24 protein-coding genes are annotated in these 22019 nt (G+C 72.1%); 12 read left to right on the top strand and 12 right to left on the bottom strand.

All coding sequences use genetic code 11. The features are described from left to right. Positions 1-9: 9 nt before the first annotated feature. The gene (locus JWN97_RS17950; RefSeq protein ID WP_297625908.1) at positions 10-444 is read right to left on the bottom strand and encodes an amino acid--tRNA ligase-related protein; all 435 of its coding nucleotides are present in this window, start codon (positions 442-444) and stop codon (positions 10-12) included. Then, positions 327-1292, bottom strand: coding sequence for an amino acid--tRNA ligase-related protein (locus tag JWN97_RS17945; protein WP_297625878.1), 966 nt, complete (start codon positions 1290-1292; stop codon positions 327-329). The genes JWN97_RS17950 and JWN97_RS17945 overlap by 118 nt, the downstream gene beginning before the upstream one ends. A gap of 249 nt (positions 1293-1541) precedes the next feature. Between JWN97_RS17945 and JWN97_RS17940 the strand changes: the two genes are divergently transcribed. After that, positions 1542-2495 carry a DUF389 domain-containing protein gene (locus tag JWN97_RS17940; protein WP_297625875.1) on the top strand — a complete coding sequence of 318 codons (954 nt, stop codon included), beginning with the start codon at positions 1542-1544 and terminating at the stop codon, positions 2493-2495. On the opposite strand, the gene JWN97_RS17935 is transcribed toward JWN97_RS17940, so the two are convergent. After that, the gene (locus JWN97_RS17935) at positions 2482-3399 is read right to left on the bottom strand and encodes a GNAT family N-acetyltransferase (protein WP_297625872.1); all 918 of its coding nucleotides are present in this window, start codon (positions 3397-3399) and stop codon (positions 2482-2484) included. The two genes, JWN97_RS17940 and JWN97_RS17935, sit on opposite strands and share 14 nt — an antisense overlap. 65 nt (positions 3400-3464) lie before the next feature. Here JWN97_RS17935 and fdxA point away from each other — a divergent pair, with 65 nt between their 5' ends. Beyond that, positions 3465-3791: a ferredoxin gene (gene fdxA / locus JWN97_RS17930; protein ID WP_135266447.1), complete on the top strand. Its 327-nt coding sequence runs from the start codon at positions 3465-3467 to the stop codon at positions 3789-3791. Further along, positions 3788-4906 (top strand): succinyldiaminopimelate transaminase, encoded by a 1119-nt coding sequence (gene dapC / locus JWN97_RS17925; protein WP_297625869.1) that lies wholly within the window; start codon positions 3788-3790, stop codon positions 4904-4906. Before fdxA ends, dapC begins: the two co-directional genes overlap by 4 nt. Positions 4907-5138: 232 nt before the next feature. Here dapC and JWN97_RS17920 read toward each other — a convergent pair whose 3' ends face one another. Genes JWN97_RS17920 through JWN97_RS17900 form a run of 5 tightly spaced genes read right to left on the bottom strand, consistent with a single transcriptional unit; the run spans position 5139 to position 8290 of the window. Next, positions 5139-6107: a hypothetical protein gene (locus JWN97_RS17920; protein ID WP_297625866.1), complete on the bottom strand. Its 969-nt coding sequence runs from the start codon at positions 6105-6107 to the stop codon at positions 5139-5141. Positions 6108-6119: 12 nt separating this feature from the next. After that, complete coding sequence (dapD, locus tag JWN97_RS17915) at positions 6120-7058, bottom strand: 2,3,4,5-tetrahydropyridine-2,6-dicarboxylate N-succinyltransferase (protein WP_297625863.1); 939 nt, start codon at positions 7056-7058, stop codon at positions 6120-6122. A gap of 43 nt (positions 7059-7101) precedes the next feature. After that, positions 7102-7650, bottom strand: coding sequence for a DinB family protein (locus JWN97_RS17910; RefSeq protein ID WP_297625861.1), 549 nt, complete (start codon positions 7648-7650; stop codon positions 7102-7104). A gap of 50 nt (positions 7651-7700) precedes the next feature. Then, positions 7701-7895, bottom strand: coding sequence for a helix-turn-helix transcriptional regulator (locus JWN97_RS17905; protein WP_297625859.1), 195 nt, complete (start codon positions 7893-7895; stop codon positions 7701-7703). Continuing rightward, positions 7895-8290, bottom strand: a complete 396-nt coding sequence (locus tag JWN97_RS17900) for a hypothetical protein (RefSeq protein WP_297625856.1) — start codon at positions 8288-8290, stop codon at positions 7895-7897. The genes JWN97_RS17905 and JWN97_RS17900 overlap by 1 nt, the downstream gene beginning before the upstream one ends. 359 nt (positions 8291-8649) lie before the next feature. On the opposite strand from JWN97_RS17900, the gene ileS reads away from it, so the two are divergent. After that, on the top strand, positions 8650-11883 hold the full coding sequence (gene ileS, locus JWN97_RS17895; protein ID WP_297625852.1) for an isoleucine--tRNA ligase: 3234 nt from the start codon (positions 8650-8652) through the stop codon (positions 11881-11883). 7 nt (positions 11884-11890) lie between these two features. Here the strand turns inward: ileS and JWN97_RS17890 are convergent, their stop codons facing one another. Both JWN97_RS17890 and JWN97_RS17885 read right to left on the bottom strand, forming a co-directional pair. Continuing rightward, positions 11891-12745 carry a hypothetical protein gene (locus JWN97_RS17890; protein WP_297625849.1) on the bottom strand — a complete coding sequence of 285 codons (855 nt, stop codon included), beginning with the start codon at positions 12743-12745 and terminating at the stop codon, positions 11891-11893. A 33-nt stretch (positions 12746-12778) separates the two neighbouring features. Next, entirely contained in the window at positions 12779-14683 is a 1905-nt protein-coding gene (locus JWN97_RS17885) for a PKD domain-containing protein (protein ID WP_297625847.1), read from the bottom strand. A 91-nt stretch (positions 14684-14774) separates the two neighbouring features. Here JWN97_RS17885 and dapE point away from each other — a divergent pair, with 91 nt between their 5' ends. Genes dapE through JWN97_RS17860 form a run of 5 tightly spaced genes read left to right on the top strand, consistent with a single transcriptional unit; the run spans position 14775 to position 18032 of the window. Next, entirely contained in the window at positions 14775-15833 is a 1059-nt protein-coding gene (gene dapE, locus JWN97_RS17880; RefSeq protein ID WP_297625844.1) for a succinyl-diaminopimelate desuccinylase, read from the top strand. Next, positions 15830-16573 carry a TIGR00730 family Rossman fold protein gene (locus JWN97_RS17875; RefSeq protein ID WP_297625841.1) on the top strand — a complete coding sequence of 248 codons (744 nt, stop codon included), beginning with the start codon at positions 15830-15832 and terminating at the stop codon, positions 16571-16573. Before dapE ends, JWN97_RS17875 begins: the two co-directional genes overlap by 4 nt. After that, the gene (locus JWN97_RS17870) at positions 16570-16842 is read left to right on the top strand and encodes a DivIVA domain-containing protein (RefSeq protein WP_297625838.1); all 273 of its coding nucleotides are present in this window, start codon (positions 16570-16572) and stop codon (positions 16840-16842) included. Before JWN97_RS17875 ends, JWN97_RS17870 begins: the two co-directional genes overlap by 4 nt. A 15-nt stretch (positions 16843-16857) precedes the next feature. Further along, positions 16858-17280 carry a hypothetical protein gene (locus JWN97_RS17865; protein WP_297625835.1) on the top strand — a complete coding sequence of 141 codons (423 nt, stop codon included), beginning with the start codon at positions 16858-16860 and terminating at the stop codon, positions 17278-17280. Further along, complete coding sequence (locus tag JWN97_RS17860; RefSeq protein ID WP_297625833.1) at positions 17280-18032, top strand: M14 family zinc carboxypeptidase; 753 nt, start codon at positions 17280-17282, stop codon at positions 18030-18032. The genes JWN97_RS17865 and JWN97_RS17860 overlap by 1 nt, the downstream gene beginning before the upstream one ends. A 78-nt stretch (positions 18033-18110) precedes the next feature. Here JWN97_RS17860 and JWN97_RS17855 read toward each other — a convergent pair whose 3' ends face one another. Beyond that, on the bottom strand, positions 18111-18914 hold the full coding sequence (locus JWN97_RS17855) for an enoyl-CoA hydratase-related protein (protein WP_297625830.1): 804 nt from the start codon (positions 18912-18914) through the stop codon (positions 18111-18113). 185 nt (positions 18915-19099) lie between these two features. Between JWN97_RS17855 and JWN97_RS17850 the strand changes: the two genes are divergently transcribed. The 3 genes from JWN97_RS17850 to JWN97_RS17840 are packed head-to-tail and all read left to right on the top strand — an operon-like array spanning position 19100 to position 21148. Then, positions 19100-19267: a DUF3117 domain-containing protein gene (locus JWN97_RS17850; protein ID WP_175507292.1), complete on the top strand. Its 168-nt coding sequence runs from the start codon at positions 19100-19102 to the stop codon at positions 19265-19267. Between the two features lie 2 nt (positions 19268-19269). Further along, positions 19270-20805 (top strand): leucyl aminopeptidase family protein, encoded by a 1536-nt coding sequence (locus JWN97_RS17845; protein ID WP_297625822.1) that lies wholly within the window; start codon positions 19270-19272, stop codon positions 20803-20805. 4 nt (positions 20806-20809) lie between these two features. After that, a complete protein-coding gene (locus JWN97_RS17840; protein WP_297625819.1) occupies positions 20810-21148 on the top strand; it encodes a hypothetical protein in 339 nt (112 codons plus the stop codon). A 5-nt stretch (positions 21149-21153) separates the two neighbouring features. On the opposite strand, the gene JWN97_RS17835 is transcribed toward JWN97_RS17840, so the two are convergent. Beyond that, on the bottom strand, positions 21154-21813 hold the full coding sequence (locus tag JWN97_RS17835; RefSeq protein ID WP_297625816.1) for an O-methyltransferase: 660 nt from the start codon (positions 21811-21813) through the stop codon (positions 21154-21156). Positions 21814-22019: the final 206 nt, after the last annotated feature.

Below are 22019 nucleotides of genomic sequence, written 5' to 3'. Positions count from 1 at the left end.
CTCGAGGTCCTAGGGCGTCAGGCGGTGCAGGTCGCGCGGGAAGAGCGTGACCTCGCGGATGTTGGTCGCCTCCACCAGGCGGCCCACCCAGCGCTCCAGCCCGATCGCGAACCCGCCGTGCGGGGGCATCCCGTGCCGGAAGGCCTGCAGGTAGGCGTCGTACGCCGCCGGGTCCTCGCCGCGGGCCCGGATGGCCGCCTCGTAGTCCGAGAGCCGGTGGAGGCGCTGGCCGCCCGTCACCAGCTCGAGCCCGCGGAAGAGCAGGTCGAAGCTGTTGGACCACCGTCCGTCGCCGGGCTGCGGGTGCGTGTAGAAGGGTCGCTTGGTCATCGGGTAGCCCTCGACGGCCAGCAGCTCGGAGCCGTGCTCGGCGAGCGCCCACGCGCCGAGGGCGCGCTCGTGCTCGGGCGCGAGGTCGGGCTCGTCGGCCGGGGCGCCGACCAGGGCGAGCGCGTCGGCGAAGTGCACGACCGGGATCTCCTCGGGCACGACCGGCAACCGGCGCCGGTGCGCGCGAGGGCCGAGTCCTCCTGCGCGACCGCGCCCACCACCCCGGCCAGCACCTCCCGCAGGATGCGCAGCACGTCACGGTGGTCGTCGATGAAGCCGAGCTCGACGTCGAGCGAGCGGTACTCCGCGAGGTGCCGGACGGTGTCGTGCGGCTCGGCGCGGAACACCGGCCCCACCTCGTAGACCCGCTCGAAGACACCCACCAGCTGCTGCTTGTAGAACTGCGGGCTCTGCGCGAGGTAGGCCGGGCGCCCGAAGTAGTCGACGGCGAACACGTTGGCCCCCGACTCCGTGGCCGACTCGACGAACTTCGGGGTCGCGACCTCGGTGAAGCCGAGCCCGTCGAGGGTAGACCGGAAGCCGCGCAGCGATGCGGCCGCGAGCTCCCACCGGGCCCGCTGGGCGGGGTGGCGCCACAGCACGGGTGCGTGGTCGAGCAGCGTCGACAGCGAGACGTCGAGGGACGGGCGCCACAGCTCCGCCGGGGGTGTGAGGGCGTCCTCGGTCAGTGGCTCCACCCTCGGGTCGGTGACCTCGACGCCGCCGGGCGCCTGGGCGTTGGGGGTGGCCGTGCCGATGACACGGACGGTGGTCTCCTCGGGAGGTACGGCGGCACCTGCCGGCAGCACCACCTGGGCGAGGCCGCTGCGGTCGCGCAGCACGAGGAAGGTGACGCGGGACAGCGCTCGGCGACGGTGCACCCAGCCCTCGAGGGTGACCTCGCTGCCGGGAGTCGAGATGGACAGGTCGTGGCAGAGCGTTCTCGTCCGTGGGGTGGTCATGGATCCTCCTGGGTCGTGAGGCCCTGGAGGTGTGGGCGGGGGCTACGTCGCGGTGCCACCACACCTTCGCCGGCGGATCCCCGCGGGGTCCCGGCCTCTCGTCGGTGACGCCGTACGCGCGGACGACCGCTGCTCTGCCCCGCCGGGGAGGGGGTTCGTCAGGCCCCACGCTCGTCGGGACAAGCGTAGGACGCAGGGTCGCGGGTGGCGACCGGTTTTGCGCCGCCCGCCCGGTCTAGGGTCGGCGCCATGCTCGTGCACCTGCGACTCACCGTGCCGACCACGCTGAGCGACGACGTCGTCTCCCTGCTCATGCACGAGGACCGTTCCGCCAACCTCACCGTGACCCGGGGAGCCTCGCTGGCCCCCGAAGGCGACCTGGTCGAGTGCGACGTGGCGCGCGAGCTGGTCGGCGAGCTGCTCGACCGGCTCAAGGCCCTGGGGCTGCACGAGACCGGCGGCATCCTGGTCACCACCCCGACGGCGACCCCGTTCGCCGCCGCGCGGCGCCTGGAGCGCTCGGCGCCCGGCGATCCGGACGACGCGGTGATCTGGGAGTCGGTGATCGAGCAGTGCTACGCCGCCAGCCGGCCGACCGTGTCGTTCCACGTCTTCCTCGTGCTCGCGACGCTCCTGGCGGCGATCGCCGTCGTCACCGACTCCTCGGTGCTCGTCATCGGCGCCATGGTGGTCGGACCCGAGTTCGGCACCGTCGCCGCCATCGCCACGGGGATCGTCCTCGGGCGTGCCGGACTGACCTGGCGGGCCGTGCGGCTGCTGCTGATGAGCTTCGCTGTCGCCATCGCGGTCGTCGCTCTGCTCAGCCTGGTCGCCTCGCTCACCGGGCTGGTGTCCACCGACATGGTGACCCGGCCCCGCCCGCAGACCGGCTTCATCTGGCACCCGGACCGGTGGTCCTTCATCGTCGCCCTGATCGCCGGCGCCGCCGGGGTGCTGGCCCTGACCACGGCCCGCGCCAACGCAATGGTGGGAGTCTTCATCTCCGTCACCACCGTGCCCGCCGCCGGCAACCTGGCCCTGGCCATCGGCACGTGGGCCCCGTCGGAGATGCGCGGCTCGATCGCGCAGCTGGCGGTCAACATCGCCGGGATGGTGGTGGCCGGAATCGTGGTGCTGGTGCTGCAGCGACTGATGTGGAGCAGGGTGCTGCGCGTCTCGCAGCGGCTGTTCAGCCGCGCATGACGAGGTAGCGGTTCAGGTGGTGGGTGCGGAACCCGAGCCCGTCGTAGAGCGCCGTCCCCGCCTCGTTGTCGCTCTCCACGTGCAGCCACGCCGTACGCGCTCCGCGGGACGCCCCCCAGTCGAGCAGCTCAGCGATCACGCCCGTGGCCAGGCCCTGCCTGCGGTGCTCGGCCTCCACGTGGAGCGAGTGCAGGCACAGCCAGTCACCGTCCAGCGACGCCTCGCCGGAGGCCGCGCCGCCGCGGAGCCGCACGGTCAGCCGGTCGCCCTGCTCGACGACCTCGGGGTCGTCCGCCCCGCGGCCACCCAGGGCGCGCACGGCACCGGCCACGCCGGTGAGCATCGTGGCGGAGTCGCCCACCCCGAAGGGCTCCCAGCCGAGCTCGCGCAGCCCCTGCTCGACGTCGCCGTCGCGCTCGACCTGCGCCAGCGGCGTACGCCCCAGCCCCTCGTACGACGCCCGCACGCGGGCCGACGCCTCGTCGAGCGGCACCCCGGGGTCGCCCATCGCGAGGGCGGAGTTGGCCCGCTTGAGCAGCCGGCCGCCCATCGGCGGCGCGCTGCGGACGATCCACTCGCCCAGCGGCTCGCGGGTGACCTGGGGCCAGTCGGCGAAGGAGTGCAGCTCCACCTCGCGCGCCGAGACCCGCGCCCGCACGGACGCGCGGGGCGGCACCGGCTTCCCGGTCACCACCGCGGACAGCGGGACCACCACGACACCGTGGCCGTCGCGATCGACCGTCAGGGAGTCCGCGCCCCACGCCGTACAGGTGCCGAGGACGTCGGTGGCGGAGCCGTCGGGGAGCAGGTGGCGCACCACGATCCGCTGCCCCACGACGTGCGGGCCGAGGCCGTGCCTGCCCACGTTCGTCTCGGCGCCGTGGGGTTCCGTCGTGTCGACCACGCCCCGGATACTAGAGTGAACCGCGTACGCCCCCATCCGTGCCCAGCCGTCTTCAGGAGGACCTGGTGACCTACGTCATCGCCCAGCCGTGCGTCGACCTCAAGGACCGCGCGTGCGTCGACGAGTGCCCCGTCGACTGCATCTACGAGGGCAAGCGGATGCTCTACATCCACCCCGACGAGTGCGTCGACTGCGGCGCCTGCGAGCCCGTGTGCCCGGTCGAGGCGATCTTCTACGAGGACGACACCCCGGAGGAGTGGAAGGGCTTCTACGACGCCAACGTCCACTTCTTCGACGACCTCGGCTCGCCCGGCGGCGCCGCCAAGATGGGCGTCATCGACAAGGACCACGAGCTCGTCGCCGCGCTGCCCCCGCAGGAGCACGACGAGTGACTGCCTCCCAGGCCAGGGGGCCGGTCTCCGGCCGGCTCCCGGACTTCCCCTGGGACAAGCTCACCGCCCATGCCGCGATGGCGCGGGCCCACCCCGACGGCGTCTGCGACCTGTCGGTCGGCACCCCGGTCGACCCCACCCCGGCGGTCGTCCAGGACGCGCTGCGGGCCGCGGCCGACTCGCCGGGCTACCCGACGACCATCGGCCTCGAGGCGACGCGGCAGGCCGCGATCGACTGGCTGGCACGCCGCCACGGCGTGAGCGGCCTCGGCCTCGACGGGGTGCTGCCGGTCATCGGCTCCAAGGAGCTGATCGGCTCGATGGCGGTGCACCTGGGCATCGGCCCCGGTGACCTCATCGGCTATCCCGCCCTGGCCTACCCGACGTATGAGGTCGGCGCGGCGCTGGCGGGTGCCGACAGCCTCGCCACCGACTCGCTGACCGCGTTCGGTCCGCGCACGCCGCGGCTGCTGTGGATCAACAGCCCGGCCAACCCCAGCGGCCGCGTGCTGCCGCTCGACCACCTCCGCAAGGTCGTCGACTGGAGCCGCGAGCGCGGCACGATCCTCGTCTCCGACGAGTGCTACCTCGAGTGCGCCTGGGAGGGCGAGGCGCCGCGGTCGATCCTCGATCCCGAGGTCAACGGCGGCTCGCTGAGGGGCATCCTCGCCGTCCACTCGCTGTCCAAGCGCTCCAACCTCGCGGGCTACCGCTGCGCCTTCGTGGCCGGCGACCCCGCCCTCGTCGGCGAGCTGCTCGCGGTCCGCAAGAACCTCGGCCTGCAGATGCCCGGCCCGCAGCAGCGCGCCATGGTCGCCGCGCTCGACGACGACGCTCACGTGGCCGAGCAGCACGCGAGGTACGCCGCCCGCCGGTCCCGGCTGCGCGGGGCCCTGGAGTCCGCGGGCTTCCGCGTCGACCACTCCGAGGCGTCGCTCTACCTCTGGGCCACCCGTGGCGAGGACTGCTGGACGACGGTGTCCGACCTCGCCGAGCGGGGCATCCTCGTCGCGCCGGGCGAGTTCTACGGACCGTCGGGCCGCGAGCACGTGCGGGTCGCCTTCACCGCGACCGACGAGCGGGTCGAGGCCGCGGCCTCCCGCCTCACCGCCTGACACAGGCGTCCCGCCAGCCCCACCGGACCCGGAACCTCTCGCTCGCCAGGGGATGATCGTCGCCGCCCTGGGCAACGCGCTCACCGGTGACTCGCTGCGCGACTACGTCAGCGCCGGCGCGATTCGCGCCGGACGGTGCGGCCCCTGATGCAGGAGGAGGTCTTCACTTTGCGGGCCCGCTGACGGCGCGGCCGGGGCAGGTCAGGTCGGGGCAGGTCGGGGAAGGGTCGGGTCAGTCGATCACGTCGACGTGGACGTGGTCGCGGTGCTCGAGGATCGCCTGGTCGCCGCGGGACGACGACGGGACGCGGTAGTCGGTCCACCCGTCGCCCGAGCGCGACCCGGCGTGCCAGATGCGGTCGTCGAAGATGAGCGTGTTGATGTCGAGGCGGTCGGCGTTGGCGACGAGGTAGGTCGCCATCGCCCAGCCGCGCTGCCTGTTCGCCGCGCTGATCGGACGGAAGAAGATGTCGATCGCGCGGCCCTCGTAGTGCGCGGATCCCTCCATGTGCCCGGTCGAGACGCCCTCGGGCTCGAAGCCGCCGAGCGACAGCGAGCCGAAGCGCGCCTCGAGGTCACGGCGTACGACGGCCGCGCGGTCCACCAGCCCGCTCTCGTCCAGCGTGTCGGGGGCCTCGTCGGCGTCGCCCGGCACGTCGCACCACATGGTCTCCGGTGAGTTGCCGGTCAGCGCGGACGCGAGGGCGCGCCCGTCCTCCTCGTGGTCGGCGTAGGCGTCCGGGTAGGCCGAGCGCTGCACCGCCTGGGCGGCCTCGGTGATCTCCATCTCGCGGTAGCCGTCGATCCTGGCCAGCGCGTCGAAGAAGGCGTTGGTCGCGTAGACCGGGTCCAGCAGCTGCTCGACCGAGCCCCATCCCTGCGACGGGCGCTGCTGGAACAGCCCGACGGAGTCCCGGTCGCCGTAGTCGATGTTGTAGAGCTTCGACTCCTGGAAGGCCGTGGCCAGGGCGATGCTGGCGGCCCGCGCGGGCATGCCGCGCTCGATCGAGATCGCCGTGATCAGCGCGGCGTTCTCGGCCTGCTCGAGGTCGATGTCGACGCTGTGCCCGTCCACCTCGGCGGTGCACCCGCTGGTGTCGAGGATGGACGGCACGCCGCCGCGGTCGACGAGGACCAGCGCGGTCGCCACGGCGCCGAGCGCGACCACCGCGCCGATAGCCGCCGAACGCAGGAACGGCATGCCGGGCGTCGTCTAGTTGGCGTGCAGGGCGGCGTTGAGCGCGATGCCGTCGCCCTTCCACGGCACCGCCTCGATGGCGCCCGTGACCGAGTTGCGGCGGAACAGGATGTTGTCGACGCCCGAGAGCGTCGCGGCCTTCACCACCTGGGGCGTGCCGTCGAGGTCGGTGACCGTCACCTTGGTGCCGGCGGTGACGTAGCAACCGGCCTCGACGACGCAGTCGTCGCCGAGGGAGATCCCGATGCCGGCGTTGGCGCCGATCAGGCAGCGCTCGCCGACGGAGATGACCTCCTTGCCGCCGCCCGACAGCGTGCCCATGATGGACGAGCCGCCGCCGATGTCGGACCCGTCGCCGACCACGACGCCGGCGGAGATCCGGCCTTCGACCATGGAGGCGCCGAGGGTGCCGGCGTTGAAGTTGACGAAGCCCTCGTGCATGACGGTCGTGCCCTCGGCGAGGTGGGCGCCCAGGCGCACGCGGTCGGCGTCGGCGATGCGTACGCCGCTGGGCACGACGTAGTCGGTCATGCGGGGGAACTTGTCGACGCCGAAGACCTGCACGACGTGGCCGGGGACGACGGTGCGCAGCCTGGCGCGGACCTGCTCGAAGCCCTCGACGGAGCACGGGCCGGCGCTGGTCCACACGACGTTGGTGAGCAGCCCGAAGATGCCGTCGAGGTTGACGCCGTGCGGCTGGACGAGGCGGTGAGAGAGCAGGTGGAGCCGCAGCCAGACGTCCTCCGTCGAGGCGGGCGCGGCGTCGAGGTCCGCGATCTCCACGAGCCGCAGCTCGCGCACCACCCCGCGCATGTCGTCGACGCCGCCGTCGAGGTAGGTCAGCTCCTCGGGCGCCTCACCCTCGGTCGCGCCGAGGACGGGGGAGGGGAACCAGGCGTCGAGGACGGTGTCGCCGTGGAGGGTCAGCAGGCCGTAGCCGGAGGCAGCAGTCACGCGCACAGCCTACGGACGCCGCCCCACGCGTCCGGGCGGTGGTCTACTGGCCCGCGCGCCCGTCGACGCACTCGCGCACCAGGTCGGCGTGGCCGCAGTGGCGGGCGTACTCCTCGATCATGTGGACGACGATGTCGCGCACCTCGGTCGGCTCCCCGTGGACGTCGACGACGGCGTCGAGATCGGTGCGGTCGAGCACCTCGCGTGCATGGGAGATCTCCTCCTGCCACCGCGCGTGCGACTCACGCACCAGGTCGTCGTCGGCCTCGGGGAAGTTGAACCCGGCATCCTCGGCCTCGTCCTGGAACAGTCGCGGGAGGTCCATCCGGTCCTCGATCACCCGGCGGAACCAGCTCTGCTCGACGCGGGCCATGTGGCGCACCAGCCCGAGCAGCGAGATGTTGGACGGCGGCACCGCCTTTGTCGCCAGCTGCTCGGCGCTCAGCCCGTCGCACTTCAGCGCGAGGGTGCCGCGGTAGTGCTCGAGGTAGCCGACCAGGCACTCGCGCTCGCCGCGCGTGGGCTGCAGGTCCACCATCCGCGGATCCTGGTCGGCGGGCAGCCACATGCCGTCGTACGCCGCGTTCGTCATGGGGTCAGCCAACCGGCACACACCGAGGTCGTGCAACCGGATTGGGTGCGTCAGGCGTCCGGGACGAACACCTGGTCGACGGGGACCTCGAAGAGCGCCGCGATGCGGAAGGCGAGCGACAGCCGCGGATCGAAGTGCCCCTTCTCGATCGAGATGACCGTCTGACGCGACACCCCGAGCGCCTCGGCGCACTCGGCCTGCGAGAGCCGTGCCTGCTCCCGCAGCGCCTTGAGCCGGTTGTCCATCAGCCCTCCCGGCGCTGCAGGATCGCGTAGCGCGCAGCGCTGTCCGCCATCGCGACGACCACGAACGCCACGGTGGGGACCGGATCGGTGCCGAGCACGGCGGTGGCGGCGGTGGCGATGCCCAGGACGAGGAGCAGGTCGAGGAACGCTCCGCTCGTGGCCTGGGTGATCCACTGCATCTCGACCGAGTCCTCGTGGTGCTCGGGACGGTCGTCCTTCGTGAGCAGCAAGGAGGCCAGGCCGAGCCAGCACGGCAGCGACATCACGCCGAAGGTCACCAGGCGGAGGGTGTCCGCCCCGCCGGTCTGTGCATAGGCCGCGAGGGTGCCGGTCAGCGCGGCCAGGGCCACCCCCACTGCGCCGGTGATGAGCCATCGGGTGCGGATCTCGGTCATGGGTCCCCCTGCGTGGTGTCGGTGCGGTGATGTAAGACTTCTTTGACATGAAGGATGGCGCACCCCAGCCACGGTGTCAAGGTTCCTTGACATCCACCGTCGCTACGGCGCAATCGATTGGCGCGGCCGATCGCGGGCGCCGTACGATCCAGGCAGGCGTCTGAGCCGTCATCAGCGGCGAGCCTCGGGAAGAACGGGTACGGCGATCCGGCCGGCACCTCACTAGAACCCGGCGGGTCCGGCCCGACACAGCCGACACGAGTGGGGACTCCGGTCCCAAGCGAGGTGGTACCGCGGTCGCGCCGGTTCGGCGCAGTCGTCCTCGCGGTTGGTCAACCGCGAGAGAGCCGAGAAGCCGCATGACGTACCCCAAGGTGAGCCACACCGCCCAGGACCAGGCAGCACAGGGCGTGGCGTCCAGCCCCCGCTTCCCGGCGATCGAGGAAGCAGTGCTGGCCTACTGGGAGGCCGACGACACCTTCCGTGCGAGCGTCGAGCAGCGCGACGGCGGCGAGGACGGCGGCAACGAGTTCGTGTTCTACGACGGCCCGCCCTTCGCCAACGGCCTGCCGCACTACGGCCATCTGCTCACCGGCTACGTCAAGGACCTCATCCCGCGCTACCAGACCATGCGCGGGCGCAAGGTGGAGCGCCGCTTCGGCTGGGACACCCACGGGCTGCCCGCCGAGCTGGAGGCGATGCGCCTCAACGGCATCAAGACCACCGACGAGATCGTCGAGCTGGGCATCGAGAAGTTCAACGAGGCCTGCCGCCAGTCGGTGCTGAAGTACACCGGCGAGTGGCGCGACTACGTCACCCGCCAAGCCCGCTGGGTCGACTTCGACAACGACTACCGCACGATGAACCCCGAGTTCATGGAGTCGGTCATGTGGGCCTTCAAGCAGCTGCACGAAAAGGGCCTGGTCTACGAGGGCTTCCGGGTGCTGCCCTACTGCTGGCAGGACGAGACGCCGCTGTCCAACCACGAGCTGCGGATGGACGACGACGTCTACCAGATGCGCCAGGACCCGGCCGTCACCGTCGGCTACGACGTCACCACCCCCGGCGAGCTCCAGCACGTCAAGGTGCTCGTCTGGACGACGACCCCGTGGACCCTGCCCTCCAACCTCGCCGTGATGGTCGGCGAGGACATCGAGTACGTCGTCGTGGAGTCCGCCGCGCCCACCGGCAGTCCCGAGCGCTACCTGATCGCCGACGCCCGCCTGGCGTCGTACAAGCGCGAGCTCTATCCCGACGCCGACGAGCCCACGGTCGTCTCCCGCCACACCGGCGCCGAGCTGGTCGGCCTGGAGTACGCCCCGCCGTTCACCTACTACGCCGGTCACGAGCGCGCCTTCCGGCTCGTGCCCGCCGAGTTCGTCACGACCACCGACGGCACCGGGCTGGTGCACACCGCCGGCGCCTTCGGTGAGGACGACAAGGTCGTCACCGACCGCGAGGGCATCGAGGCGGTCATGCCGGTCGGCAAGGACGGTCGCTTCACGTTCCCGGTCATCGACTACGAGGGCATGCAGGTCTTCGAGGCCAACCTCCAGATCATCGACCACCTCAAGGCCGCGACCCGCGGCGAGGGGCCCACCGGGTCGGTCACGCCCGGCACCGTGCTGGTGCGACGCGAGACCTACGACCACTCCTACCCGCACTGCTGGCGCTGCCGGCAGCCCCTGATCTACAAGGGCGTCTCGTCGTGGTTCGTCGAGGTCACCAAGGTCAAGGAGCGCCTGATCGCGCTCAACCAGGACATCCGCTGGGTGCCCGAGCACATCAAGGACGGCCAGTTCGGCAAGTGGCTGGAGAACGCCCGCGACTGGTCGATCACCCGCAACCGCTTCTGGGGCTCGCCGGTCCCGGTGTGGAAGTCCGACGACGAGCACTACCCGCGCCTCGACGTCTACGGCTCCTTCGAGGAGATCGAGCGCGACTTCGGCCGGCTGCCGGTCGACAAGGACGGCAACCCCGACCTGCACCGGCCGTTCGTCGACGAGCTGACCCGTCCCAACCCCGACGACCCTCGCTCGCCCGAGGAGGGCCAGTCCACGATGCGCCGCGTCACCGACGTCCTCGACGTCTGGTTCGACTCGGGCTCGATGTCGTTCGCCCAGGTGCACTACCCGTTCGAGAACAAGGACTGGTTCGAGCACCACTTCCCCGGTGACTTCATCGTCGAGTACATCGGCCAGACCCGCGGCTGGTTCTACACGATGCACGTCCTGGCCGGCGCGATCTTCGACCGGCCGGCGTTCTCGACGTGCCTGAGCCACGGCATCGTGCTCGGCAACGACGGCCAGAAGATGTCCAAGAGCCTGCGCAACTACCCCGACGTGCGCGAGGTCTTCGACCGCGACGGCGCCGACGCGATGCGCTGGTTCCTCATGTCGAGCCCGATCCTGCGTGGCGGCAACCTCGTGGTCACCGAGCAGGGCATCCGCGACTCGGTGCGGCAGGTGCTGATCCCGCTGTGGAACAGCTGGTCCTTCTTCAGCCTGTACGCCAACGCGGCCGGCGACGGCGGCTACGACGCCACGTGGCGCACCGACAGCGCGCACCCGATGGACCGCTACATCCTGGCCAAGCTGCGCGACTACGTCGCCGCGATGACCGACCAACTCGACAACTACGAGGTGGCCGCGGCGTGCGACTCGACGCGCAGCTTCCTCGACGTGCTCACCAACTGGTACATCCGTCGCTCCCGCGAGCGGTTCTGGGACGAGGACGCCGACGCCTTCGACACCCTCTACACGGTGCTCGAGGTCGTCTGCCGGGTCACGGCTCCGCTGATGCCCCTGACCACCGAGGAGGTGTGGCGCGGCCTGACCGGTGAGCGCTCGGTGCACCTCACCGACTGGCCCGCGGCCACGGACCTCCCGGCCGACGAGGCGCTGGTCGCCTCGATGGACACCGTCCGCGACGTCTGCTCGGCGGGCTCGGCGCTGCGCAAGGCCGCCAACCTCCGCAACCGCCTGCCGCTGTCGAGGCTCACGGTGGTCTCCGAGGCCGACCTGACCGGCTTCGACTCGCTGGTGGCCGACGAGCTGAACCTCAAGGGTGTCGAGCTGCTCGCGCCCGACGCCCCGGAGGCGGCGGCGTACGGCGTCTCGCAGCGGCTCACCGTCAACGCCCGGGCCGCCGGACCGCGGCTGGGCAAGGACGTCCAGCTCGCGATCAAGGGCTCCAAGTCCGGCGACTGGTCGGTGGCCGAGGACGGCACGGTCACCGCCGGCGGGCTCGCGCTCGTCGAGGGGGAGTACGCCCTCGAGACCGTCGCCGGCACCTCCCAGGAGGAGACCGCGATCGGCATGCTGCCGCGAGGCGGCTTCGTCGTCCTCGACACCGCGGTGACGCCCGAGCTCGAGGCCGAGGGCACCGCCCGCGACCTGGTCCGCGCGGTCCAGCAGGCGCGCAAGGACGCCGGCCTCCAGGTCAGCGACCGGATCGCGCTCACCGTCAGCGGACCGGCCGCGACGCTCGACGCGGCCCGGGCCCACGAGGCCCTGATCGCCGAGGAGACGCTCGCGACCAGCGTGTCGTACGCCGACGCGGACGAGGTCGCGGTCGAGGTCGCGAAGGCCTGAGCGCTGGTCAGGCCAGCGTCCCCACCACGGTGGGCACCGGCGCGTCGGGGTCCTCCTGGATCCCGACGCCGCCGGGAGCACGTACGGCCAGTGGCGCGGGCAGCGTGAACTCCCAGCCGTCGCCGACGGAGCGGGCAGACAGCGGACCGCCGTCGTGCGACGGCACCAGGCCGACGTAGGGGGTGAACGAGAGCTCGGCGCTCCCTCGCCACCGCAACGTCCGGGCGCTGCGGTGCAATCGGGCCGAGGTGCAGAAGGCGACCGTCTCGTCGCTGGACGACGTGGTCGCGCCGGACGTCCGCTGCCTGACCTCGAGTCGAGCCCGGGCGAAATCATCATCAGCGGCGAGCCGATAGGTTGCGCGAGCCTCGTGCCTCCGGTCCGGGCTGGACGTCCAGCCGCCCGACCACGCGTAGACGAATCCACTTGCCTCCACGTGGTCGCGGCAGGCATCGAGGACGGACGGGTCACCGCCACGCGCCTCGATCAGGAGGCGCACGCCGGTGTGGACCACGTCCAGGGCGAGGCGGGCACGAGCAGCTGCGTCGAGGAGTCCGACGCTCGGGCCGAGGTGCACGAACCCCGTCTCCGCGGGCATTCCACGCTGGTCTCGCCACACCCTGACCGTGACCTCGTCGGGACCACTGTCCTCACGCCTCGTGGCAATGGCGAGCCCGAGCGTGGTGCACATCGCTGTGAGACCCAGCGCGGCAAGCGCTTCACTGTAGAGCTCGGAGACCGGACGCGCCGCACGGGCCATTGCATCCACGAGAGGGTCGCCCGGCCCCTCGGGTTGCGTGTCCCAGAGTCGGTCGTGGAAGCCCGTCGGCGGCCAGGTCTCGACGCGTTGCAGGGTGGGCATGCGCTGCATGGTGTCAGCTCGAGCGGCCGCGGATCAGCGGACGACGCGGAGGCGGAGCTTCTCCTTCGGGCTGGTGCCGACCTTGTTCCTGGCTGAGACGACGATCGTCCAGCGGCCCGGGGCGAGCGTCTTGCCCGAGCCGAGGCGCGCTCGGATCGCGACCACGTTGCGGCCGGCCTCCAGGCGCTTGACCAGGCGGACCTGCGTGCGGGTGCCCGCCTTGCGGAAGGTGAGCGTGACCCTGGCCGCCGTGCCCATGGTGATCGTCGCCTTCGCCTTCTTCGGAGCCGGACCGCCCGAGCCGATGGCGCGGATCTTGTGCTGGTCGAGCGCGGCCCGGGTGATGAACGGAGCGACGCGGGTGGTCGAGCCGCACGTGAAGGTGCCCGTGTAGGTGCAGGCGGTCGCGTTGCCGACGGAGTCGGTCAGCACCACCCGGACCGGTCCAGTGTCGCCCCGGCCTCCCTGGTGCGAGACCGAGGTGCCGACCGCGGTGGTGCCGTCGGGGAAGGTCCACCGGGCCGAGGCGACCCTCGACCACACGTCATGGGCCTTCACCGCGTAGGTCCGGACCCGACTGGAGCTCGCGGCGGTCCCGCCCGTGATCTCCGTGACGACGGGGCCGGCGGCGTCGAGGCCGCGGGCCTGGACGATCCAGCTCTTCCCGTCGTGGCGTGACCATGCCGTGGTGGCGTTGCCCGCGGGGTCGACCGCGACCTGCGGGTGCCAGGCGTCGCCGCCGACTGTGAGGTCAACGGGCTCCGACCAGCTGCCGCCGGCCGGGCGGCGCGCGGCCTGCACGACGCGTCCGTCCTCGTCAGCGCGGGACCAGAGCGCCGTGGCGTTGCCTGCGGGATCGACGGTGACCTGCGGGTCCCAGGAGTCCGGCCCGGTGGGCGAGAGGGCGACCGCCTTTCCCCAAGGGGCACCGACCTCACGGGTGGCGCTGGTGACGATCCAGCCCGATCCGTCGTGGCTCTGCCAGACCGCGGTGGTGGTGCCTCGGTGGTCGACGGCGAGCGCGGGAGTGTCGAAGACCTCCCCGCGCGCCAGGTCGAGCGGCGCGGTCCACGTGCCGCCGAGCGGCCGGGAGGCGGTCTGGACGCCGTAGCTGCCGCCGGCGAAGCTGCCCCAGACCGCGGTCGCGTTGCCGACCGGGTCGACCACGATCCGCGGGTTCGCCCGCAATCCGGCCGTCCCGGAGAGCTCGACCGGAGCAGTCCAGGCGCCGGCGGCCGCACGGCTGGCGGCCTGGACGGATGAGCCGGCGACCCAGGTCGCGGTGGCGTTCCCCGCGGGGTCCACGGCGACATCGGTCGTCCGCGCGGAGGTGGCGGGGGCAGAGAGGTCGACCGGCGTGGTCCAGGTGCCGTCGGTCGCTCGCGCGGCAGCCTGCACCGTGTACGAGTTGGCCTCGAAGTGCGACCAGGTGGCAGTCACGGTGCCGGTCGCGTCCACCGCGACCTGCGGGAAGTCGGGCAGCTGGGTGGGGTCGACGACCGTGTCCGTGGAGAGGTCCACGGGAGCGCTCCACGCGCCGCCCGCAGGCCGCGTGGCGGCCTGCACGACGCTGCGGTCGGCCTCGACGCGCCTCCACACGGCCGTCGCGTTGCCGGCAGGGTCGACGACCAGCTGCGGGAAGTGGATCAACCTGCCGGCAGCGAGATCCACGGGCGCGCTCCAGGTGCCCCCGACGGGTCGCGTCGATGCCTGCGCCACGAACTGGGTGCCGTTGGACCGCGACCAGACCACGGTCGCGTTGCCGGCGGCGTCGACGGCGACCGCTGGCGTCTGCGCGGAGCCACCGGCTGCGGACAGGTCGGCGAAGAGGTTGGTGACCGGCCGCCACGTCGGCGCGGCACCGGCAGGTGGCGCGACGAGCGGAGCGCTCACCACGCCCGCCACGACCAAGAAGATGAAGCGTGCAACGACTCGCATCGCGTCTGTCCCCCGTGTCCTGAGCGCCGGTCTGCCCGACGCGCGCCTCACCCTACGACGCACCGCACGGCCTGCTGGTTGTATTGATTCCATGCCACACCTCGATCTCTCCGCCGACGTCGTCACCCTCACCCAGCAGCTCGTCGACATCGAGTCGGTCTCCCACCACGAGCAGGAGATCGCCGACGCCGTCGAGGCGGCGCTGCGCACCCTGCCGCACCTCACGGTCACCCGGCGCGGCCACACGGTGGTCGCCCGGACCGACCTCGGGCGCGGGGAGCGGGTCGTGATCGCCGGGCACCTCGACACGGTCCCGCTCAACGACAACCTGCCCTCGCGCCTCGAGGACGGCGTCCTCCACGGTCTCGGCAGCTGCGACATGAAGGGCGGCGACGCGGTGATGCTCAAGCTCGCCGCCGACGTCACCGAGCCCAACCGCGACCTCACGTTCATCTTCTACGAGGCAGAGGAGGTCGACTCGGTCCACAACGGCCTGCGCAAGCTGACCGTCAGCGACCCCGAGCTGGTGGAGGCCGACTTCGCGATCCTCATGGAGCCCAGCAACGCCGCGATCGAGGCGGGCTGCCAGGGCACGATGCGCGTCGACGTACGCACCACCGGCGAGCGTGCCCACAGCGCGCGCAGCTGGAAGGGGGTCAACGCGATCCATCTCGCCGGCCCGATCCTCGCCCGGCTCAACGACTACGTCGCCCACGAGCCCGAGATCGACGGCCTCCGCTACCACGAGGGCCTCAACGCCACGGGGATCCGCGGCGGGGTCGCCGGCAACGTGGTCCCCGACGAGTGCGTGGTCGAGGTCAACTTCCGCTTCGCCCCCGACCGGAGCGAGGCGGACGCGGAGGCGTTCGTCCGCGACTTCTTCGAGGGGTACGACGTCACGGTGACCGACCTGGCCGCCGGCGCCATGCCCGGCCTCGACCGCCCGGCCGCCCAGGCGTTCGTCGAGGCCGTCGGGGGAGAGGCCCACCCGAAGTTCGGGTGGACCGACGTCGCGCAGTTCACCAAGCTCGGCGTCCCGGCGGTCAACTTCGGCCCGGGCGACCCGATGTTCGCGCACAAGCAGGACGAGCACGTCCCCACCGAGCACATCGAGCGGTGCGAGCGCACCCTCAAGGAGTGGCTGGCATGAGCGACCGCACCACCGATCGCATGAAGGGGCCGGTCGTCGAGCGCCGCGGCCAGGTCAAGGACGGCAGCACCACCGACCAGCGGCTCCTCGACTCCCGCAGCTCCGCGGACTGGGTGCACACCGATCCGTGGCGCGTGCTGCGCATCCAGGCAGAGTTCGTCGAGGGCTTCGGGGCGTTGGCCGAGCTCGGACCGGCCATCGCGGTCTTCGGGTCGGCCCGCACGTCTGTCGACCACCCGCACTACGCCGTGGCCGAGGAGGCCGGCCGCAAGCTCGTCGAGTCGGGCTTCGCGGTGATCACGGGTGGCGGCCCCGGCACGATGGAGGCCGCCAACAAGGGCGCCTGCGAGGCCGGCGGCGTCAGCGTCGGCCTCGGCATCGAGCTGCCCTTCGAGTCGGGCCTCAACCAGTGGGTCGACAAGGGCATCAACTTCCGCTACTTCTTCGCCCGCAAGACCATGTTCGTCAAGTACTCCCAGGGCTTCGTGGTGCTCCCCGGTGGCCTCGGCACCCTCGACGAGCTCTTCGAGGCGCTCACCCTCGTGCAGACGCGGAAGGTCACGTCGTTCCCGATCGTGCTGATCGGCACCGCCTACTGGCAGGGCCTGCTCGGGTGGCTGCGCGAGACGGCGCTGGCCGAGGGCAAGATCAAGGCCACGGACCTCGACATGATGGTGCTGACCGACGACGTCGACGAGGCGGTGGCGCTCATGGTGGCGGCGAAGAAGGCCCACGGATGATGTGGCTCTTCGCCCTCCTGATCGTGCTCGCCATGGGCGGTGTCGCGATGGTGGCCTCCGGGCGCGGCGGCTCGATGGCACCGGCGTACGACGACCGCCCGGACCTCGCGCTGCCCACCGACCGCCGCCTCGGGGCCCAGGACCTGCGCACCGTCCGGTTCCCGCTCGCGGTCCGCGGCTACCGGATGTCCGACGTCGACGACCTCCTCGCCCGGCTCGCCACCGAGCTCGAGGACGATGACGCGTCTGGCGACGCCGGACCGGCCTAGGGCAGACTGCCGCAGATGTCGTTCCCGATCGTGGTCTGGATCCTCACCGCGCTGGCCGCCGTGGCGATCGTGCTGACCCGTCTGCGCCTGCGGGGCGACGACGCGGCCGGCCGGTTCTCCATCAGCAGTCGGCTGCCCGCTGCCCACTTCGTGTGCGGCATGCTCGCCCTCGTCCTGTGGCTGGGCGTCCTGGTGTCGCCGGAGGACTCGCTGTTCGGCGGGCCCGCGGTCGGCATCCTGGCGATCGCGCTGTGGTGGATCACGGCCATCTGCGGTCTGCTGATCCTCGCCCGCTGGCTGCCGGCGAAGGGCCGGCACGTGCCCGAGGTGTCCGGCGACAGCTGGAGCGACGGCCCCGGCCTCTCCCTGCTGGCCCACCTCGGGATGGCGGTCGGCGTCCTCGTCTTCACCTACGCCTACCTGACGGCCGCCGTCTGATGCGGCGCCTGCTCGTGGCCGCCCTCGCGGCGACCGGCCTGTCCGTCCTCGCCCCGGTGACGGCCACCGCGGTGGAGGCCGATGCGGGCGACCGTCCGGCCGTGGTCGAGGCCCGCACCATCGGGCACTCGGTCAGGGGACGCCCGATCCGGGCCTGGCGGCTCGGCGAGCCGGGCAGGCGGCGGGTCGTGCTGATCTCCACCATGCACGGCAACGAGCCGCACACCCGCGGGATCCTCGAGAGCCTGCGCGACGGCCGCGCCATCCGCGGCGTCGACCTCTGGGTGATCCCGACCTACAACCCCGACGGGCTGGCCCGCGGCACGCGCCGCAACGCCCGCGGCGTCGACCTCAACCGCAACTTCCCCTTCGACTGGGCCGACCTCGACGGCAACTACGAGTCCGGTCCGCGCCCCGGCAGCGAGCCCGAGACACGTGCGGTGATGAGGTTCCTCGAGGGCATCGACCCGTTCCGCGTGGTCAGCTTCCACCAGCCGCTCAACGGCGTGGACACCGACACCAAGGACTCGCGGTTCGCCCGGCGGCTGGCCCGCGCCCTGCGGCTGCCGCAGGCGTCGCTCGACTGTGGCGGCCTGTGCCACGGAACGCTGACGATGTGGTTCAACCACCACTTCCGCGGCGCCGCGCTCACCGTCGAGTACGGCGCCCGCCCGGCCCGTCGCCGGATGGTCGTCGAGGCACCGCGGCAGGTGCTCGGCGTGCTCGGCGCGCACCGCGCCTCGCGCAGCTGACCCCCGTGTAGTCCGCATCGATCGGCTCGTTCCACCGGTGCGGACGCGAGCCAATTGATGCGGAGTAGACGCGCGGGCTCAGCGGCCCCGGTAGACCGGCTTCTCCTTCGTCACGAACGCGTGCACCGCGGCGAGGTGGTCCTCCGTGCCGCCGGTCAGCGCCATCTTCTCGGCCTCGAAGGCCAGGGAGTCCTCGAGCGGGTGGGCTGCGGCGTACGCCACTGCCTGCCGGATGGAGCCGAAGGCGACGGTCGGGCCGGCGGACAGGTGGGCCGCCAGCTCGCCGACGGTCGCGGCGAATCCTGACTCCGGCACCACCTGCGTGGCGAGGCCGAGCTCGAGCGCCTCCTCAGCTGAGACGGTGCGCGGGAAGTAGAGCAGCTCCATCGCCTTCGCCCGGCCCACCAGTCGCGGCAGCGTCCAGCTGGAGCCGGTGTCGCACGAGAGCGCCACCCCGGCGAAGGAGGTGTTGAAGCCCGCTGTGTCGACGACGATCCGGAAGTCGGCGGCGAAGGCCAGGCTCGCGCCGGCCCCGGCGGCGACGCCGTTGACCGCGGCGATGACCGGCTTGGGCATGGTCGACAGCGCCAGCATGATCGGGTTGTAGTGCTTCTCCACCGTGTCGGAGAGCGGGATGTCGGCCTCGCCCGTCAGCCCGGCGAGGTGCTCCTTGAGGTCCTGGCCCACGCAGAACGCGCGACCGCTCCCGGTGAGGATCACGCAGCGGACCTCCGGGTCGTCGGCCACCTGCCGCACGGTCTCCAGCAGCAGGTCCTTGGTGGCGACGTCGAGGCCGTTCATCGCGTCGGGGCGGTTGAGGGTGATCGTGGCCACCGAGTCGACGACGTCGAGCAGGACGGGGGCAGCGGTTGAGCTCGTCATGGGGGCAGTCTGCCCGACCGGGATCGGGCGTCCGCACGCCCTGTGGTGCCGATCACGTGCTCCATGAGGGATAATGGATCCCGTACGACGCCTATCGGGGCGGCCAGGCACGACTCAGCCGCCTCGTTTCGCATGTGAAGAGCCACCATCGCCGAACAGATGGCTGAACAGGAAGAGGTGCGCCGATGGCCGCCATGAAGCCCCGCACGGGCGACGGACCGCTCGAGGTCACGAAGGAAGGCCGCGGCATCGTCATGCGCGTCCCGCTCGAGGGCGGAGGTCGGCTGGTGGTCGAGCTCAACGCCGAGGAGGCCACGAATCTCGGTGACGCCCTCAAGGGCGTCGTCGGCTGATCGTGGCCACCACAGCGCAGCTGCCCACCCAGGTCTCCCCGCCCGAGTTCGCCCTCAGTCCTGCGCTGCCGCACCAGATCGGCGGGGCCGAGGTGTGGGCGTTCCCGGTCCTCCCTGAAGAGGACGGACTGCTGCTCGGACCCGGTGCCGACGAGGCCTCCGAGGCCCTCGGCATCGACCTGCTGGCGGCCCTCGACGCCGCCCGCGCCACCGGCCGCGCCGGTGAGGTGACCACGATCCCGGTCGCGTCGACCGGCGCCACCGACGACGTGGGCCTCGTGCTCCTCGTCGGCGTCGGCGACGGCTCCGTCACCGACTTCCGCAGGGCCGGCGCCGCGCTGGCCCGTGCGACCAAGGACCGCGCCAGCGTGGTCACCACGCTCGCCGCGATCGCGCCGGACGAGGGGCTCGGCGCCCTCGTCGTCGGCGCCATGCTCGGCTCCTTCGCCTTCCACTGGCGCTCCACCGGCCCGCAGGAGCGCCCGGTCGCACGGATCGTGCTGGCCGACGTGAGCGACGACGGCGCCGACGACGAGCTGGCCCGGTCGATCGCTCTCGGCGGAGCCGGGTGGCGGTCCCGGGCGCTCGCGACCGTGCCCGCCAACCTCAAGACGCCCGCCTGGCTGGCCGAGCAGGCCGAGGAGGTCGGCCGCGCTGCCGGCCTCGACGTCACCGTCTGGGACGAGGACCGGCTCCTCGCCGAGGGCTTCGGCGGCATCCTGGCCGTCGGCGGTGGCTCGGTGCACCCGCCGCGCCTGATCCGCATGGACTACACCCCGCGCGGGGCCTCCAAGCGCATGCCCACGGTCGTGCTCGTCGGCAAGGGCATCACCTTCGACAGCGGCGGCCTCGACATCAAGCCCAGCGAGAGCATGCTGACGATGAAGCGCGACATGAGCGGCGGCGGTGCCGTCATCGCCGCGATGGCCGCGCTGCGCGACGTCGACTGCCCGGTCCGCGTGGTCGGTCTGGTCCCCGCGGCGGAGAACGCCGTCAGCGGCTCCGCGATGCGCCCCGGCGACGTGATCACCCACTTCGGCGGCCGGACCTCCGAGGTGAACAACACCGACGCCGAGGGGCGCCTGGTGCTGGCCGACGCGATGGCGTACGCCGTCGCCGAGCTGTCACCGACCGTGCTGGTCGACATCGCCACCCTGACGGGCGCGATGAAGGTGGCGCTGGGCCAGTGGACGGGCGGCTACTTCGCCAACCACGATGCCCTCGCCGGGCACGTCGAGGCTGCGGCCACCGCCTCCGGCGAGAACGTCTGGCGGATGCCGCTGGTCACCGACTACGAGGAGCGCGTGACGTCGAAGATCGCCGACGGCGACAACGCCGCCGGTGGTGCCGGCGCGATCACCGCGGCGCTGTTCCTCCAGCACTTCGCCGGCGACGTCCCGTGGGCCCACATCGACTTCGCCTCCGCCGCGGAGTCGCCGACCGACCGCCACGAGTGGACGGCCGGCCCCAGCGGCTTCGGTCCCCGCCTGCTGCTCTCGTGGCTCGGGTCCGAGGACCCGCTCGACGGGATCGGCTGACCCGGTGCTGGGGCTCACCGTGCGCTGGTCGCTGGCCGACGCGGCCGAAGGCGTGGAGGACCGGCTCGCGACCTATGTCGCCGAGACCTCGCACGCCCGCTTCACCGGCATGGCCGGCCTGCGCTTCAAGACGTGGCGGATGGTGCGCGGGGAGTGGTTCGAGGGCTGCTACGTCTTCGCCACCAGCGAGGCCCGCGAGGAGTTCGAGCGCGCCTTCACCCAGGGCGCGGCCGAGTCGCCGGGATCGCGGATCATCGGCTCGCCGCCGATCCTGGTCGAGGCGTGCGACATCGTCGCGATCGCCGAGGGCTGGGACGGCTTCGCCGCCGCCCCCCGCGCCTGAGCCCCTCAGGCCTCGGGCGCCCACTCCTTCTTGGCGACCAGCAGGCCGTCGCCCACGGGCAGCAGCACCGGCACGAGCGACTCGTGGTCGAGGATCGTGCGGCCGAGCTCACGGATGGTGACGGTCTCCTCGTCGCGCTGGGCGGGGTCGGCCACGCGGTCGTGCCAGAGCGCGTTGTCGAAGGCCACGATCCCGCCCGGGCGCAACAGCCGCAGCGCCTCCTTGAGGTAGGCGGCGTACTCGCGCTTGTCGCCGTCGCAGAACACGAGGTCGTAGTGGCCGTCGGTCAGGCGCGGGAGCACGTCGAGCGCGGCCCCGGCGATGGTGCGGGCCCGGTTGCTGGGGATGCCGGCCTCGGTGAAGGTCTCCTTGGCGAGGCGCTGGTGCTCGGCCTCGATGTCGACCGTGGTGAGCACGCCGTCCGTGCGCATCCCGCGCAGCAGCCAGAGCCCCGAGACTCCGGTGCCCGTGCCGATCTCGACGACCGCGCGCGCGTCCAGCACGGAGGCGAGGAAGCGCAGGGCGGCGCCGACGCCGGAGCCGACGGGGGACACGCCGACCTCGTCGGCCCGGCCGCGAGCGGCGGCCAGCAGGTCGTCCTCGGGCACGAAGGTCTCGGCGTAGGTCCAGCTCGCGGGCTTGATCGACGAAGTGTGGTGGGGCACGGCGCGACTGTATCGCGCACGGGCCGTCCGGCGTGGTCGGGAACACACGTGCGACCTCGCTCGTTGGAGGCTGTACGCCGCCACGTGCGGGGCGCTCGGGTCCACGTCGGTCCCGTGAAGTTCTTGGTCCACGCGCATGAGGTTCACAGGGAACTCTCAGGCGGGCTCCCTAGCGTCAGGAAGGACAGCGAACCGGTGCAGCTGCG

It is taken from the genome of Nocardioides sp., from assembly GCF_025965415.1.
GTDB lineage: Bacteria > Actinomycetota > Actinomycetes > Propionibacteriales > Nocardioidaceae > Nocardioides.
Note: the sequence above shows the minus strand (reverse complement) of the source record. Positions and strands in the feature narration are given on the sequence as shown.